This window comes from Sphingomonas sp. LC-1 (assembly GCF_025371035.1).
Taxonomy (GTDB): domain Bacteria; phylum Pseudomonadota; class Alphaproteobacteria; order Sphingomonadales; family Sphingomonadaceae; genus Sphingomonas; species Sphingomonas sanguinis_E.
In genome coordinates, this window is the sequence record NZ_JANZXB010000006.1 from 71,765 (window position 1) to 89,356 (window position 17,592).

The 17,592-nt window shown below is 69.3% G+C and carries 5 protein-coding genes and 2 pseudogenes; 6 read left to right on the plus strand and 1 reads right to left on the minus strand.

The features are described from left to right. Positions 1-112: 112 nt before the first annotated feature. From NZL82_RS10260 to NZL82_RS10280, 6 genes and pseudogenes are all read left to right on the plus strand, one after another. Positions 113-8,125, plus strand: a pseudogene (locus NZL82_RS10260) (Ig-like domain-containing protein); the annotation flags it as partial. 180 nt (positions 8,126-8,305) lie between these two features. Continuing rightward, positions 8,306-10,054, plus strand: a pseudogene (locus tag NZL82_RS19810) (BapA/Bap/LapF family large adhesin); the annotation flags it as partial. 178 nt (positions 10,055-10,232) lie between these two features. Continuing rightward, positions 10,233-11,498 (plus strand): TolC family protein, encoded by a 1,266-nt coding sequence (locus tag NZL82_RS10265; protein WP_261269668.1) that lies wholly within the window; start codon positions 10,233-10,235, stop codon positions 11,496-11,498. Further along, positions 11,495-13,636 carry a type I secretion system permease/ATPase gene (locus tag NZL82_RS10270; RefSeq protein WP_261269669.1) on the plus strand — a complete coding sequence of 714 codons (2,142 nt, stop codon included), beginning with the start codon at positions 11,495-11,497 and terminating at the stop codon, positions 13,634-13,636. Before NZL82_RS10265 ends, NZL82_RS10270 begins: the two co-directional genes overlap by 4 nt. After that, positions 13,633-14,820: an HlyD family type I secretion periplasmic adaptor subunit gene (locus NZL82_RS10275; RefSeq protein ID WP_261269670.1), complete on the plus strand. Its 1,188-nt coding sequence runs from the start codon at positions 13,633-13,635 to the stop codon at positions 14,818-14,820. Before NZL82_RS10270 ends, NZL82_RS10275 begins: the two co-directional genes overlap by 4 nt. A gap of 91 nt (positions 14,821-14,911) precedes the next feature. Further along, the gene (locus NZL82_RS10280; RefSeq protein WP_261269671.1) at positions 14,912-15,349 is read left to right on the plus strand and encodes a winged helix DNA-binding protein; all 438 of its coding nucleotides are present in this window, start codon (positions 14,912-14,914) and stop codon (positions 15,347-15,349) included. A gap of 16 nt (positions 15,350-15,365) precedes the next feature. Here NZL82_RS10280 and NZL82_RS10285 read toward each other — a convergent pair whose 3' ends face one another. Next, positions 15,366-17,564, minus strand: a complete 2,199-nt coding sequence (locus NZL82_RS10285; RefSeq protein ID WP_261269672.1) for a TonB-dependent receptor — start codon at positions 17,562-17,564, stop codon at positions 15,366-15,368. Positions 17,565-17,592 lie beyond the last annotated feature (28 nt).

The window sequence follows — 17,592 nt, forward strand, 5'->3', positions numbered from 1 at the left end:
GGTTTCGGCCTTCGCATAAGGGGAGGTCGCGAGCGCATGCGCGAAGACTCATGGCTGGCCCTCCCCGCCCATCCCCCGACCGGGGGTGGACACATGACGGGAGGAACAGGCCGTGCAGATCGAGATCATCGCCAAGTCGAACCGCGCCACCACGACGACCAGCGCTGACGTCGTCGAACTCAATACCCCCAGCATCGTCCGGTTGAACCTCGATCGCTCGCAAGTGGCGGCGATGGAGCGGGACGGCGATGACCTGATCCTCCGGCTGACCGATGGCAGCACGCTGCGCATCGATCATTTCTATCAGCAGCAACAGGGGGTGATCAGCGATCTGGTCCTGCGCGACGATCAGGGTGCGCAGTGGCTGGCCCATCCGGCGGCCACGGGCGCGGGCCGTTTCACCACGCTCGGCGATCTCGACGAGCTGCTCGGCGCCAGCGCGGGCGCGGAGGGGGCGAGTTCCTCGTTCATCCTTCCTGCGGTGCTGGGCGTGGCGGGGGTCGGCGCCCTAGTCGCGGCGGTATCGGGCGGCGGCAATGGCGGCAACCGGACTCCCGAGCCCACGGTCGATACGCAGGCCCCGGGCCGCCCCGCCGCAAGTTTCTCCACCACCGGCAGCAGCGTCAGCGGCACCGGCGAACCCGGCGCGATCGTCCGCGTCGTCGATGCGGCAGGCAATGTGATCGGCACCGGTACGGTCGGCGCGGATGGCAGCTTCAGCGTGCCGGTCAACCCGCCCCAGACCAATGGCCAGCCCGTCACCATCACCCAGTCCGATCCGGCGGGCAACGTCTCCCCAGGGCTGAGCGTCAGCGCCCCCGACATGACGCCCCCCACCGCGCCGATCGCGACGCTGGACGGACAGGGCACGACGATCACCGGATCCGGAGAGGTGGGCGCGACCGTCACGGTGCGCGACGCCGCCGGACAGATACTGGGTACCGCCGTGGTTGGCGCGCAGGGCAGCTACTCCCTGACGCTGACGACGCCGCAGACCAATGGCGGCACCCTGACCGTGACTCAGAGCGACGCGGCCGGCAATGTCTCACCCGAAACCACGCTGATCCCCGCAGACACCACCGCGCCCGCCGCGCCCGTCGTCACGCTCGACCAGGGTGGCACCGCCGTCACCGGCACCGGCGAACCCGGCGCAACGGTGCAGATCACCGGGCCCGACGGGCAGATACTGGGCACCACCACGGTCGGCGCGGACGGCAGCTTTACTGCGCCGCTCTCCACCGCCCAGGCCAATGGCGAGACGCTGACCGTCACCCAGGCGGATGCAGCGGGCAACGTCTCCCCCGCTGCAACCATCACCGCCCCGGACACGACCGCGCCGCTGGCCCCGACCGCCACGATCGATGCGCAGGGCACCAGCATCTCGGGCACCGGCGAAGCAGGCGGGACCGTCACCGTGCGTGACGCGGCGGGCCAGACGCTCGGCCAGGCGACCGTCGATGCGCAGGGCAACTACACTGTCGCCCTGACCAGTCCTCAGGCCAATGGCGGCACGCTGTCCGTGACGCAGGCTGATGCGGCAGGCAATGTCTCGCCGCAAACGACTCTGACACCGGCGGACAGCACCGCACCGGCCGCGCCCGCCGTCACGCTCGATCAGGGCGGCACCATCGTCACCGGCACGGGCGAACCCGGCGCGACGGTGCAGATCACCGGGCCCGACGGGCAAATACTGGGCACCACCACGGTCGGCGCGGACGGCAGCTTTACCGCGCCGCTCTCTGCAGCGCAGGCCAATGGCGAGACTCTGAGCGTCACCCAAACAGATGCTGCGGGTAACGTCTCCCCTGCCGCAACCGTCACCGCCCCCGACACCACTGCGCCGCTGGCCCCGACCGCCACCATCGATACGCAGGGGACCAGCATCTCGGGCAGCGGCGAGGCAGGCGCGACCGTCACCGTGCGTGACGCGGCGGGCCAGACGCTGGGCCAGGCCACCGTCGATGCGCAGGGCAACTACACCGTCGCCCTGACCAGTCCTCAGGCCGATGGCGGCACCCTGTCCGTGACGCAGGCTGATGCGGCGGGCAATGTCTCGCCGCCGACCACACTGACAACGGCGGACACCACCGCACCGGCCGCGCCCGCCGTCACGCTCGATCAGGGCGGCACCATCGTCACCGGCACGGGCGAGCCCGGCGCCACGGTGCAGATCACCGGGCCCGACGGGCAAATACTGGGCACCACCACGGTCGGCGCGGACGGCAGCTTTACCGCGCCGCTCTCTGCAGCGCAGGCCAATGGCGAGACGCTGAGCGTCACCCAAACAGATGCAGCGGGCAACATCTCCCCCGCCGCAACCGTCACCGCCCCCGACACCACCGCGCCGCTGGCCCCGACCGCCACGATCGATGCGCAGGGGACCAGCATCTCGGGCAGCGGCGAGGCAGGCGCGACCGTCACCGTGCGTGACGCGGCGGGCCAGACCCTCGGCCAGGCCACAGTCGATGCGCAGGGCAACTACACCGTCGCCCTGACCACGCCGCAGGCCAATGGCGGCACGCTGTCCGTCGTTCAGAGCGACGCAACCGGCAATGCCTCGCCCGTCATCACTCTCGCAGCGCCGGACATCACGCCCCCCGCCGCCCCCATCGCCAGTGTCAGCGCGGACGGCACGACCCTGACCGGCACGGGCGAGGCGGGTGCGACGATCGGCGTCACCGATTCCGCCGGCCAGCCGATTGGAACCGCCACGGTGGGCGCAGACGGCAGCTTCAGCCTGACCTTGCCCGCCGAGGTGTCCTCCGGCCAGGCGCTGTCGGTGGTGCAGACCGACGCCGCAGGGAATGTATCGCCCGCCGCCACGGTCGCCACGCCCGATCTCGTCGCCCCCGCAGCCCCGACCGCCATCCTGAGCAGCGACGGCACCAGCGTCAGCGGCACCGGCGAACCCGGTGCGACGGTGCAGGTCCGCGATGCCGCCGGATCGGTGATCGCCACCGTCCTGGTATCGCCTGCCGGCACTTATGACGTCGCGCTTGCCACGCCGCAGGTCAATGGCGAGACGCTGACCGTCATTCAGAGCGATGCCGCCGGAAACGCCTCTCCGCCTGCGATCGTCACCGCCCCCGACATCACCCCGCCCGCGCCGCCCACCGCTATCCTGTCGGCGGACGGCACGGCGGTTTATGGCAATGGCGAGGCCGGGGCGACCGTCCGCGTGGTCGATGCGAACGGCATCCCGCTGGGCACCGCCGTGGTCGGCGTGGACACCAGCTTTACCCTGGCCCTGACCCCTCCCCAGACCAATGGCCAGACGCTGACCGCGGTGCAGAGCGACGCGGCAGGCAATATCTCACCGCCCAGCATCGTGGGCGCGCCCGACGTGACCGCGCCGGACGCCCCCGTGGCGACCGTCTCGCCCGACGGCACCATCGTCACTGGCACCGGCGAACCCTTCGCCACCGTGACGGTCCGGCAAGCCAATGGTACGATCATCGGCCAGGTCGTGGCCGGCGCGGACGGCGGCTTCGCCATCGCGCTGTCCCCGGTTCAGGCCAATGGCGAGACACTGTCGGTCGACCAAAGCGATCGGGGCGGCAACCTGTCCCCCTCGGCAACGCTGACCGCGCCCGATATCACGGCACCGACTGGTCTGACCGCCGCCGTCAGCGGTGACGGCAGCTTCGTCACCGGAACCGGCGAAGCGGGGGCCAGCGTCACGATCCGCGATGCGGGCGGCACCGTGATCGGCACCGCGACCGTCGCCGCGAACGGCGTCTATAGCGCGACGTTGAATACGCCGCAGACCAATGGCGAAACACTTCAGGTGACCCAGGCCGATGCGGCGGGCAATGTCTCCGCCCCCACGACCGTCATCGCACCCGACACCACCCCGCCGCTGGCGCCGACTGGAACGATCATCGACAATGGCGCGACCCTGACCGGCACGGGCGAAGCCGGCGCGACCGTCACCGTCCGCGCCGCCGATGGCAGCGTGATCGGCACCGGGCCGGTAGGCGCGGACGGCAATTTCAGCGTCACGCTGATCCCCGCCCAGACCAATGGCGAAACCCTGCAACTTGTCCAGAGCGATGCGGCTGGCAATGCCTCGCCGATCGTCACCCTCACCGCGCCGGACACCACCGCCCCGACCGGGCTGACCGCCGCGATCAGCGCCGATGGCGCTATCGTGACCGGGCAAGGTGAAGTGGGTGCGACCGTCACGGTACGCGATCCGGCCGGCGTGACGATCGGTACCGCGCAGGTCGACGCGGATGGCAGCTATGCCGTCGCCCTTAGCCCGGCGCAGCGCAATGGCGAGACGTTGCAGGTCGTACAGGCCGATGCGACCGGCAACGTCTCCACCCCCGTCACGCCTATCGCCCCGGACCTCACCGCCCCGGCCGCGCCGCTTGGGGCGCTGGCGGTGGACGGCACCGTCGTCACCGGCGTCGGAGAGGCGGGCGCGACCGTCACCGTGCGCGCCGCCGACGGTACCGTGCTGGGCAGCGCCGTCGCGGCAGCGGACGGCAGCTTTGTGGTGCCGCTCGTCACGCCGCAGCTGAATGGGCAGTTTCTATCGGTGGTGCAGGCGGATGCGGCGGGCAATGTCTCGCCACCGCTGGCGCTGACCGCGCTCGACACGACGCCGCCGACCGGGCTGACCGCGACGCTGGACGCCGCCGGCACGATCGTCAGCGGCCAAGCGGAGGCGGGCGCCACCGTCACCGTACGCGATCCCGCCGGACAGGTGATCGGCACCGGCACCGCCTCCGTCACCGGGGCCTATGCGCTGGTCCTGACCACGCCGCAGCTGAACGGCCAAGTGCTTCAGGTGACCCAGGCCGATGGCACCGGCAATCCGTCGGCCCCCGTCGCGGTGACCGCCCCCGACCTCACCGCGCCCGACGCGCCGCTCTTTGCCCTGAATGCGACCGGCACGACCGCCAGCGGCATCGGTGAGGTCGGCGCGACCGTCACCATTCGCGACGTGGGCGGCTCGGTGATCGGCACCACCGTGGTGGCGGCGGACGGCAGCTTCGCCGTCGCCCTGACGCCCGCGCAAGGCAATGGCGGCACGGTGAGTGCGACACTCAGCGATGCGGCGGGCAATGTCTCCCCCATCGCAACCGTGACGGCTCCCGACGTCACGCCCCCCGCCGCGCCGCTCGCCGCGCTCGATCCGACCGGCACCATCGTCACCGGCATTGGCGAGGCGGGCGCCACCGTCACCGTGCGCGACGCTGGCGGGAATGTGTTGGGCAGCGTGATCGCCGACCCGCAGGGCAATTACGCCATCACCCTCGCGACCCCGCAGATCGACCGCCAGGTGCTGACCGTCATCCAGGCGGATGCGACCGGCAATCTATCGACCACGACGACGCTGGTCGCACTGGACCAGACGCCCCCGGCAGCCCCCGTCGCGATCGTCTCCGCCGATGGCGTGACGGTGTCGGGTACGGGTGAGATCGGCGCCACGGTGACGATCACCGATCCGGTCGGGCTGGTGCTCGCCACGGTACCGGTCGGTGCGGATGGCGGCTTCACCGTCACGCTCGCCCCGCCATTGACCAACGGACAGGTGCTGACGCTGACCCAGGCGGATGCGGCTGGCAATGTCTCCGTCCCCGGCACGGCGATCGCGCCCGACCTGATCCCCAACGACACGCCGCCGGCACCGACCGCGATCGTCGCGCTGGACGGGGCAAGCGTCACCGGCACGGGGCAGCCCGACGCCACCATCACCGTTCGCGATGCCACCGGCACCGTGATCGGCACCACCGTGGTCGCGGCCAATGGCCTCTATACCGCCACCTTGACCACCCCGCAATTGAACGGTGAGGTGGTCCGCTTGACGCAGACGGATGCAGAGGGCGATGTCTCGCCCCCCGCATCCGCCATCGCGCCCGACCTGACCCCGCCTGCCTTGCCGGTCGCGGTGATCGATCCCACGGGCACGATCGTCAGCGGCACGGGCGAAGTCGGCGCGACGGTGCAGGTCACCGACGCGGGCGGCGCGGTCCTGGGCTCTGCGACGGTAGGGGCGAACGGCAACTATGCCCTGTCGCTGACCACGCCGCAGATCAATGGCGAAGCGCTGACCGTGATCCAGAGCGACGGCGGCGGCAATCCCTCCGCCCCCGCCGCCGTGATCGCGCCGGACCTGACACCACCCGCTGCTCCGCTGGGCGTGGTGGCGGCGGACGGTGCCAGCGTCACCGGCACCGGCGAGGCGGGCGCCACCGTCACCATCAGGGGAGCCGGCGGCGCGGTGATTGGCACCGCGCTGGTTGCCGCGGACGGCAGCTATACCGCGACCCTGACCCCGCCCCAGGCCAATGGTCAGGTCGTGACGCTGACCCAGGCCGATCCGGCGGGCAATGTCTCGGTCCCGACGCTGGCGACTGCGCCGGACGTCACTGCCCCCACCGGCCTGACCGCCGCCATCGACAGCGCCGGGACGCTCGTCATCGGCGAGGGGGAAGCGGGCGCCACCGTCACCATCCGCGATGCGGGCGGGACGGTGCTGGGCACCGCGCTCGTCGCCGCCAATGGCAGCTATGCCGCGATCCTCACACCCCCGCAGATCGATGGTCAGTTGCTTCAGGCGACACAGGCCGATGCGGCGGGCAATGCTTCGGCGCCCGCCACGGTCACGGCACCCGATCTGACGCCACCGGCCGCACCGATCGGCCTCGTCTCGGCGGACGGCACGACCCTGATCGGCACCGGCGAGGCGGGTGCGACGGTGACCATCCGGAGCGTCGGCGGAGCGGTGATCGGCACCGCCGTGGTGGCGGCCGATGGCAGCTTCACCGCGCCGCTCGCCCCCGCCCAGGCCAATGGCCAATTGCTGTCGCTGACCCAGTCCGACCCGGCGGGCAATGTCTCGGCCACCGCGCAGGCGATCGCGCCCGACATCACCGCTCCCATCGGGCTGACCGCCGCGATCAACGGTGCGGGCACGGTCGTCACCGGTCAGGGCGAGGCTGGCGCGACCGTCACCATCCGCGATGCGGGTGGCGCGGTGCTGGCCACCACGACCGTCGCCGCCAATGGCAGCTACGCCGCGATCCTGACCACGCCGCAGATCAATGGCCAGGCACTGTCGGTGATCCAAGCGGATGCGGCGGGTAATGCCTCCACCCCCGCCGCCGTCACCGCGCCTGACCGTATCGCCCCGCTCGCCCCGATCGGCGCCGTCGCGGCCGATGGCGCCACCCTGACCGGCACGGGCGAGCCGGGCGCAACCGTCACCATCCGGGGCGCGGGCGGCGTCGCGCTGGGCAGCGCGCTCGTCGGTGCGGATGGCAGCTTCACCGCCACCCTGACCCCCGCGCAGGCCAATGGGCAGCTACTTACGCTGACCCAGGCCGATCTGGCCGGCAATGTCTCGGGCGTCGCGCAGGCGATCGCGCCGGACATCACCGCCCCCACCGGCCTGACCGCCGCGATCAATGCCACCGGCGTGCTCGTGACCGGCCAGGGTGAAGCCGGCGCGACCGTCACGGTCCGCGATGCGGGCGGCGCGGTGATCGGCACCGCCATCGTCGCACCCAATGGCCTCTACAGTGTGACGTTGACCACGGCCCAGGCCAATGGCCAGCCGCTGACCGTCGTGCAGGCGGATGGGGCCGGAAACGCCTCCGCCCCCACCCCGCTGGTCGCGCCCGACATCACGCCGCCCGCCGCGCCCACCGCTTTGGTCGACGGAACGGGTACGATCGTCACCGGCACCGGCGAGGTCGGCGCGACGGTGCGCATCCTCGATCCGCAGGGGCTGGTCGTCGGCACCGCACTGGTTGGGGCAAACGGGACTTACAGCGCGACGCTGACCATCCCGCAGGCCAATGGCCAGGCCCTGACCGTGGCGCAGGTCGATGCGGCCGGCAACGGATCCGTCGCGACCCCCGTGATCGCGCCGGACATCACCCCGCCCGCCCCACCCGCCGCCGCGATCAACGGCGCGGGCACCCTCGTCACCGGCACCGGCGAGCCGGGCACCATTGTCGAGATACGGACCGCGGGCGGCACCGTGCTCGCCAGCGGCGGGGTCAGCGCGGGCGGCACCTTCGCCCTCACCCTGCCCGTCCCGCAGGTGGCGGGCGAGACCCTGAATGTCGGTCTGCGCGACGCGGCGGGCAATGTCTCGGCCACGGTCTCGATCATCGCGCCGTTCGACATCATCGCCTTTGACGATACGGCGACTGCGCTGGTCGACCTGGTCCCGGTCCAGAGCAACCAGGCGCTGGGCAACGCCAATTATACGGCGCTCGCCTCGCTCGGCCTCGTCAATCTCGACGCACAGGTGCTGGCGGTTCCCAATGTCGCATTCACCGTTCAGCAGGGCCACACGCTGGATGCGACCTTTACCTATGACGCGACGCTGAACCTGGGCGTCGCAAGCGGCTATGCGGTGGTGATCCAGCGGTTCAACGGCACCAATTGGGTCGGGATCAATGGCGGAGGCGGCAATTCCACGCTGCTCGACGTCAGTCTGCTGGGTGGCAATCTGGTGGCCAGCGCCGATCTGGGGCCGGGCCAGTACCGTGCCTTCGTCACGTTCGACAACACGCTGGGCGTCGGCGTGCTGGGCGGATTGAGAGTCACGGGCGTCGATTCCGACTTCACCGACATCACTCAGGTCATTCCCTCGCCCACGCTGGGCAATGTCATCACCGACGTCGGCGTGGGCGGACAGGTCGATGTCGTCAGCCCCCAGACCCGTGTCGAGAGCGTGACGCTGAACGGCGTGACGACCGCCATCGTCGCCGACGATACGGTGATCGTCGGGCAATGGGGCAGGCTGACCATCGACCGCGATGGCAGCTATGCCTATACCCCCAATGCCGACACCGCCGCGCTGGGGAAGGTGGACAGCTTCACCTATACGCTGTTCGACGCCAGCGATGGCGAGCGGGCGAGCGCAACGCTGTCCATCGCGATCGCCAGCCCGGACATCGCCGGATCGCCGGTCGCGGTCAACGATACCGCCATCGCCGCCGCCAGCTTCGCCAATGTCGTGGAAACCCGCGCGCCGGTGATCGACAGCAGCTTCGCCACGCCCACGGCGGGGGTGCTGACCGGGACGCAGACCGGACGAATCAGCGACAGCTTCACGGTCGAGCCGAACAGCACGGCCAACGTCACCCTTTCGGCGGTGATCGCGCCGGGGCTGGCCGTGCTGCCCAGCTATTCGATCGTCGTCACCAACGCGGCGGGGCTGGTGGTCGGAACCGCCTCCGGCCTCGCGGTGGCCGGGGTCGGCGGGCTGCTGGGTTCGGGGATCAGCGTCTCGCTCCCCGCCCTTCCCTCCGGCACGTACAACTATACCGTCACCAGCACCAATACGCTGGGCACGGGCTATACGACCAGCGTCTATGTCGGCCAGACCGTCACCCATCTCGACCAGTTCGCGCTGACCGGAACCACGCCCGTCACCGGCGAACTGCTCGCCAACGACATATTGGGCAGCCCGTTCCTAGCAATCCGGGTGCTGTCTGGCGGCCAATTCGTGGATGTCGGCGATACGCCACGCACGCTGACCGGCGCCCACGGCACGCTGACCATCGATGAGGTCGGGCATTACAGCTATCAGCCCTTCTCGACGCTGGGCTATGCCACGACCGATCCGGTGGATCGCTTCACCTATCAGATCGTCCAGCCCGACGGACAGGTCGCGACCGCACGGCTGGACGTGGCGATCGACCTGAACAACGGCGTGGCGCCGGTCTTCCCGACCGCGACGATCACCAGCCTGTCGGTCCATGACGCCGTCACGCTGGAGGCCGATGTGGTGCCGATGACCCTGCGCGCGGAGCCGGTCGATCATGTGGCCACGAACGGCAACGCCGATGCCAGGCTCGCCCTGTCGCTGATGGAGGGGCAAGGCAGTCTGGAGGATGTGCTGTCCCGTTATCTCGACGCACAGCAGGGTACGACCGAACCCGCCCCGACCGACTCCGAATCGCATGCGATGCCGGTCGTCGCGGATATGATGACGATCGCGCCGGAGCCGACCGACCCGCTCGGCTATCTGACCGTTTCGGTCGATCCCGATCATGACAGATTGGCGCAAGTGCACGTCATCTGACCATCTTGCACAGCCGTCCAGAATCGGAGTTGATTTCCGGTGCCGAGGAGCCTTTTCCTCGGCACCAATTCTCCATCTATTAAATATGTTAGCAGCAACCACTGAGACAGAAGCTAAGCATCGGTGGGCCAAGCAACCCGAATGACGGGAACGTTACCGAATGCGATCAGGGAGGAGGATGACGGCTATGCTAGCCTCGATCATCGCAACGGCGGCAAGTGCAGAGCCGGCCATCACCCTGCAAAGTGCCATGCACGAGGTGCTGCAATGGCATCCCGCCGTCACGCAGGCCGCCGCCACCGTGGAAGCGCGCGGCGAGGATGTGGAGGTCGCACGGGCGGGCTATCTACCCAGGATCAGCGCCGGGGTAGGCAGCGGCTATGACAGCCGGCTGGGCAGCATCTGGCGTCCCCGCCCGCAGATTTCGGCCTCGCAGATGCTGTTCGACTTCGGCAAGGTCGCGGGCGCGGTCGATGCCGCGCGCGCCGGAACGCGGATCGGGCGGGCCGACATGCTGCTGGCGGTCGACGGGCTGATCCGCGACACGGGCTATGCGATGATCGAAGTTCAGCGCAACGCGGCGCTGCGCGGCATCGCGATCGAACAGCTATCGCGCATTCGCGAGATCAGCGATCTGGTCGACAAGCGGTTCGGCAAGGGCGCGACGACGCGCTCCGATGCGCTCCAGGCGCAATCGCGTGTCGCCGCCGCCGAGGCGACGCTGACCCGGATCGAGGCGGAGCAGCGGCGCTGGACCACCGGCCTGTCCTTCCTGCTCGGTCGCGATACGCCTCCCACGGTCGACCCCGACGTGCCCGACTGGCTGATGGGCAGTTGCACCCGTGCCGCGACGGTCGAATGGGCCGACGTCCCCGCCATCATGCGCGCCCGTGCACAATATGAACAGGCGACGGCCGAGAGCCGGCGCGTCCACGCCGCGCGCCTGCCCACCGTCGCGCTGGCGGGGGATGCGGCGGCTGATGTCAGTTCGCCCTTTTCGGACCGCAGCCTGTATAATTTCGGACTGAACGTCAGCAGCGACGTGTTCGGCGGCAATGCCGTTCGCGCCCGTGTGCGCAGCGCCGATCATGGCGTCCGCGCCGCCGAGGCCGCCGAACGCCAGGCCCGCAACGAAGTCGCATCGCAACTGGCCGAGGCGCAGCAGCAGATCGCCGGGCTGTCCCGGCTGCTCGACACGCTGGCCGCGCGGCAGGACAATATGGTGGAGACCGGCAAGCTCTATCGCCTGCAATATCTCGACATGGGCACACGCACCCTGGTCGACCTGCTCAATGCCGAGCAGGAGTTGCAACAGGCCCGGTTCGATGCCGTCAACACGGTCCACGATCTGCGGCGGCTGGCGATGGAATGCCTCTATGTCTCAGGCAAGGCGCGCGACGAGTTCGGGCTGACCGGCACCGCGATCCGGGGCGTCACGCTTTGACCGCCTCGGCCCTGCCCCCGACCGACTCGCTGGCCTGGATCGACATGCTGGGACAGGTGGCGCGGCATTTCCGCATGCCCTTTGCCGAACAGCGCGCGCGGCTGACCGCCCTGTGGCAGGGCGGCGGCGACGAAGAGACGCGGGTGCGGGCGATCGCGCGCGCCTCTGGCCTGTCGGTGCGCTTCGTCGCGCCGGCAGCGATGCGTTTGACCAGTTGGCGGCTGCCGGTCGTCGCGTGCCTGACCGATGGCGAACTCGCGCTCGTCACCGGGATCGATGCCGATGGGCAGGCGCTGTTCACCGTCGCGGGCGAAGACGGCCTCGCCGTGCAGCGCCCGCTGGCGATGCTGGTCGAGCAGACGCGGCTCTTCGTCGTCCCCCGTCCGGCGCGGTCGGCGGCGGATGTCCGCGTCGACAGCTATATCCGCCCCTTTGAGGAGCATTGGCTGCGCAGCCTGTTGTTGCAGGACGCGCGGAGCTATGGCCATGTCGCCGTCGCATCAGTGGTGACCAACTGCCTGGGGCTGGCGGGCGTGCTCTTCTCAATGCAGGTCTATGACCGGGTCGTGCCCGCCCAGTCGATGCCGACGCTCTATATCCTTTTCCTGGGCGTGCTGCTGGCGACCGGGTTCGACTTCGTGCTGCGGCGATTGCGGGTCGGGATCACCGACATTCTCGGCAAGCGCGCCGATCTACGGCTGTCGGACCGCGTCTTCGGCCATGCGCTGCGCGTCCGGAACCGAGCTCGGCCGACCTCGACCGGCACCTTCATCGCGCAGCTTCGCGATCTGGACCAGGTGCGCGACATGCTGACCTCCACCACCGTCGCGGCGGTGGCGGACCTGCCCTTCTTCCTGCTGTTCCTCGTCATCCTCGCGTTCATCGGCGGCGTGCTGGCGCTGGTGCCGGTGGTGGCGCTGGTCGCGCTGTTGCTCCCCAGCCTGCTCGCCCAGCGGCGGCTGCGCGCCTATGCCACGGAATCGATGCGCGAAACCTCGCTGCGCAACGCCCTGCTGGTCGAGGCGGTGCAGGGGATCGAGGACATCAAGGCGCTCCAGGCCGAGGAGCGGTTCCAGCGCCAGTGGAACCATTGCAACGCGGTGGCGGGCGAGGCGCAGTTGCGGCTGCGCGGCCTGACCGCCAGCCTGTCGACCTGGGCGCAGAGCGTTCAGAATGCGGTCTACGCCACCGTCATCTTCGTCGGCGCGCCGATGGTGATCGCCGGGGACATCACGACCGGCGCACTGGTCGCCACGTCGATGCTGGCCGGCCGGATGATGGCGCCGATGGGGCAGGTGTCGCACCTGCTCGGCCGCTATCAACATGCCAAGGTCGCGGCGAACAGCCTGGACCAGATCATGGCGCTGCCCGTCGACAATCCCGACGCCGAACACCGCATCCCCCTGCCCTCGGCACGCGGCGGCTTCACCTTGCGCACCGCCGTCTTTTCCTATGCCGATCCGCAATCGCCCCCGGCGCTGACCGTCCCCCGGCTGGAGATCGCAGGGGGCGAGAAGGTCGCGGTGCTGGGCCGCAACGGCGCGGGCAAGTCGACGCTGCTCCAGGGCCTGTCGGGCATGTTGCAGCCGGTGTCGGGCGAGGTGCTGCTCGACGATCTGGCGCTGCACCAGATCGATCCCGCCGATGTCCGGCGCGAGGTCGCCCTGCTGACTCAGAATAGCCGGTTGTTCCACGGGTCCTTGCGCGAAAACCTGACCATGGGCGCGCCGATGGCGACCGACCAGGCGATCCTCGCTGCGCTGGAGATGGTCGGCGCGGTCGATTTCGTCCGCCGCCTGCGCGACGGGTTGGAGCATGTCGTGCTGGAAGGCGGGCTGGGCCTGTCGGGTGGGCAGCAACAGGCGCTGCTGCTCGCGCGGCTGCTGATCCGTCAGCCCCAGGTCATGCTGCTCGACGAGCCGACCGCGGCCATGGACGAAGCCTCCGAACGCCAGTTCATCGCGCGCTTCAAGGAATGGAGCCGCGACCGGACGGTGGTGGTCGCCACCCACCGGATGCGCGTGCTCGACTGGGTGGACCGGGTGATCGTGATCGACAACGGCCTGATCCTGCTCGATCAGCCCAAGGCGCAGGCGCTCGCCACGCTTCAGGGTGCGGCACGGAGCCAGGCGGCATGAGCGCCGCGGCGGCCTTCGACGACCGGCCCTTCGCCGATGAAGGCGGGGCGCAATTGCTCGCCGCCCGGCGGATGCTGTGGGTGCTGACCGCGCTGTTCGTCGTCGCGCTGGTCTGGGCATGGTTCGCCGAACTGGACGAGGTCGCGACCGGCACCGGCCGGGTGGTGCCCACCAGCCGCGAACAGGTGCTGCAATCGCTGGAGGGTGGCATCCTGGCCAAGATGCTGGTGCGGCAGGACGACATCGTGAAACCGGGCCAGATCCTCGCGCAGCTCGACCCGACACAGGCGGGCTCGACGGTCGAGGAAAGCGCCGCCAAATACCGCGCCGCGCTCGCCGCCCAGGCGCGGTTGCAGGCCGAGGTCAACGGCACGCCCCTGTCCTTTCCGACCGAGCTGAACGGCTTCCCCGCGCTCAAGGCCGAACAGCAACGCCTGTACGACGCCCGCCGCCGCAGCCTGGCCGGCTCGCTGGGGCTGATCGACGAATCCCTGACGCTGATCGGGCGCGAGGTCGGGATCGGCGAGTCGCTGATCGAAGTCGGCGCGGCCAGCAATGTCGAGGTGTTGCGCCTGAAGCGACAGCGCGCCGACCTGGATCTGAAAAAGGCCGATCTGCGCTCGCAATATATCGTCGAGGCGCGGCAGGACCTGACCAAGGTCAGCGAAGAGGTGGAGGCGCTCGCCCCCGTGGTACGCGGGCGGTCGGACACGCTTAGCCGCCTGACCCTGCGCTCGCCGGTACGCGGGGTGGTCAAGAATATCGAGGTATCGACCATCGGTGGCGTCATTCCGCCAGGCGGCAAGATCATGGAGATCGTGCCGATGGACGAGCGCCTTCTGGTCGAGGCGCGCATCTCTCCGCGCGACATCGCCTTCATCCGCCCCGGCCAGCGCGCCAGCGTGAAGATCACCGCCTATGACTATGCGATTTTCGGCGGGCTGGAGGGCAAGGTCAGCAGCATCTCGCCCGACACGATCCGGGACGAGGTGAACCCGGACGTCTATTATTACCGTGTCTTCGTGCGGACAACGGCGGACTCGCTGGTCAACAAGGCCGGGCGGCGCTTTCCCATCGTGCCGGGCATGATCGCCACCGCCGACATCCACACGGGCAGCAAGACCGTGCTGCAATATCTGCTCAAGCCGCTGAACCGCGCGCGCGAGGCGATGCGCGAGCGATGAGCGCCCCCTCTCCCATCCGCCCTCCAACCCCTCCCATCCCATGCCACCCCACGGGCACCCCCCGCCCATGGCTTCAGCTCAGGATATGCCGATGACGAAACCTATGGCCGCCCGTGAGTTCGCGCCGCACGCCCGCGTACCGATCCCCACGATCCGGATCGGTGGACAGGGTCGGGTCACGCTTGTCGATCTGGCACGTCAGACCCAGGCGATGCGCGCCCATATCGCCGAATTCTTCCCGCGCGACATCTTCCGCGATTCCGCCTGGGACATGATGCTCGAGCTTTTCATTGCCGAGCAGGAGCGCCGTCCGATCTGCGTCAAGGAACTGATCCTCGTCTCCGGCGAAACCTCGACCAGTGCGCTGCGACGGATCGATCGGCTGGAGAGCACTGGGCTGCTGCAGCGACGGACCGATCCCGCCGATCACCGGCGGCTGGCCGTCACCCTGACGGAGCGCGGAACGGACGCGATGACCGCGATGCTCCGCCACCTCTATCTGACGATGGCCGACGCCGAGAATCGGTGAAGGCGGCGGGCGCGCGTTACCAGCGCGCGTCCCACCCCAAGGTGAAGGTACGGCCTCGCCCGGCGAAGAAGGCCAGATTGTCGTTCGGCAGCCGGGTGTCGCTGTTATAGTCGATATAGAAGCGGTTGAAGATGTTCTGCGCGCTCAGCGACAGGCCGCCGAAGCGGGTCTGATAGCGGACATAGGCGTCGGTCACCGTATAGCCGCCGAAATTGTTGCGGGGATCGGGGTTCGCCTTGCCGTGGAAGGTCCGCGACAGATACATCTGGGTCTGCACGCGCGCCGTCACCGGGCCCGAGGCGAAGTCGGCGGCGGCGTTCATCCGGTCGGGTGAGATGTTGGTGCCGTCCAGATCGGTATCGACGATCCCGTCCGGGTTCCGCGTGTCGCTGTCATAGCGCCCGATCAGATGGGCATAGCCGGTCGACAGGCGCAGGCCCGGAACCGGGGTGCGCAGGCCCAGATTGATCTCCAGCCCCTTGATCTCCACCCGCTGGCGCTGAACCTGGAAGATGCCGTTGCCCAGTGCGAGCAGCACCTGGCCATTTTTGCTGGTCGACCAGAAATAGGTGGTGCTGGCGTCGAGCGGCCCGCGCTTCACCTCCAACCCGATTTCGCGATTGTTGGAGATGACCGGGTCGATCGCGCGGAAACTGCTCAAATCGGTGCCGGGCGTGTCGACCGCGCGGGTGATGCGACCGATATCGGCCATGGTGAAGCCTTCGGCATAGCTGGCATAGGCGCGAATGCCCGCCAGCGGCTCGACGATGACGCCGCCATTGGCCATGATCCGGTTGAAACCGGGCTCGCCGCCCTTGACGCTGACCCCGCCATAGGTCGCCAGGTTGCGCCCATCATAGGTGTTGGAGGCGAGCGTGTGGTAATCGGCGATGCGGACCTTCACATTCTCCCACCGCGCGCCGCCGGCCAGCCGCACCACGCCGTCGAACAGCTTCAGATTGGCCTGGACGAAGGGCGCCAAGCTGCGGAAATCGGCGGGCGGCACCCAGACGCGGTTGGTCGCGATCAGCCGCTGTTCCGACTTGTCGGCAAGCGCGTCGAAGCCGATCGTCGCGACAAGCGCGTCGAATCCCGGCACCGCACGCTCATAGCTGGCCCGCAGCCCGAGCTTGCGCGAACGGTTCTCCGACTGGTCGAGCAGCGTGCCGACCGGGGCGATCGCAGGGTCCTGGAAAGTGGCGATTGGCGTCGGTTCGCCGCCGAACGTGTCATAAGTGCGATTGAAGAAGAGCTGCGCGACCAGATTGCCGCCCGCCACGTCATGGTCGGTATAGGATAGCGATACCGCTTCGGCCAGGTTGGCGGCGGGTTTGCCCGGCGGGGTGCCGCGCACCGCGCTGGTCGGCAGTCCCGTGCGCCGATTGCCCGCCAGCGGGACGAAGCGCCCTTCGCCATTCAGTTCATAGCGGTTGAGGATCAGGTCGAACCGCCCGCTCTCGCGCACCTGCGCGCCCAGACGCGCGAACACATCGGTGGCGCGCGAATCCTGCGTTTCGCCCTGGGTCAGGTTGATGCCGATCCGGCGACCTTGCGCATCGTAGAAGACGCCGCGCCGTTCATAGGACGCCCCCAGCGTCGCGTCGAAGATGCCGGCCTTGTACTGGACCAGCCCCGCCACCTTGCCACCCGGCGAGTCCGACTCGATCCCGTTGGCGACCGTGCCCTGCACCAGCGTCCGCCCCGACAGCCCTTCGGTTTTCGGCGGTCCGACCGTCACCTGGTTGACGATGCCGCCTGTCCCACCGATTCCCTGAAGCGCGTTGGAACCATAGATCAGTTCGACCCGATCGATGAAGAAGCCATCGATGGTGAATCCGTCCCGGCTGCCGTCGCGCAGCGGCGTCGTCTGCGGAATGCCGTTGATGGCATAGAGGGGCGATCGTCCGCGCAGCGTCTCGCCCGCGCCCGACAACTTGCCGCGCGTCGGCGAAAAGCTGGGCGTCAGCACCGCGACGGCATCGGTCACGCTGCCCGAAATCGCGATCTGGCGGTCCAGCGCTTCCTTGTCGATGATGTCGATGGTCAACGGCAGGGCATTGGGCGGCAGGACGGTGCGCGCCGCGGTGACGACGACTTCGCGGTCCTGCGGTGCCTCGTCCTGCGTCGTGGCAGTGGCGTCCGACGGGGGCAGGCTCTGCGCCATCGCCATCGACGATCCCGCGATCAGGGCGGCCAGCGACCCCCCGAACGCCATCGCCCCAAGCCCTGCCTTCGGACGAATT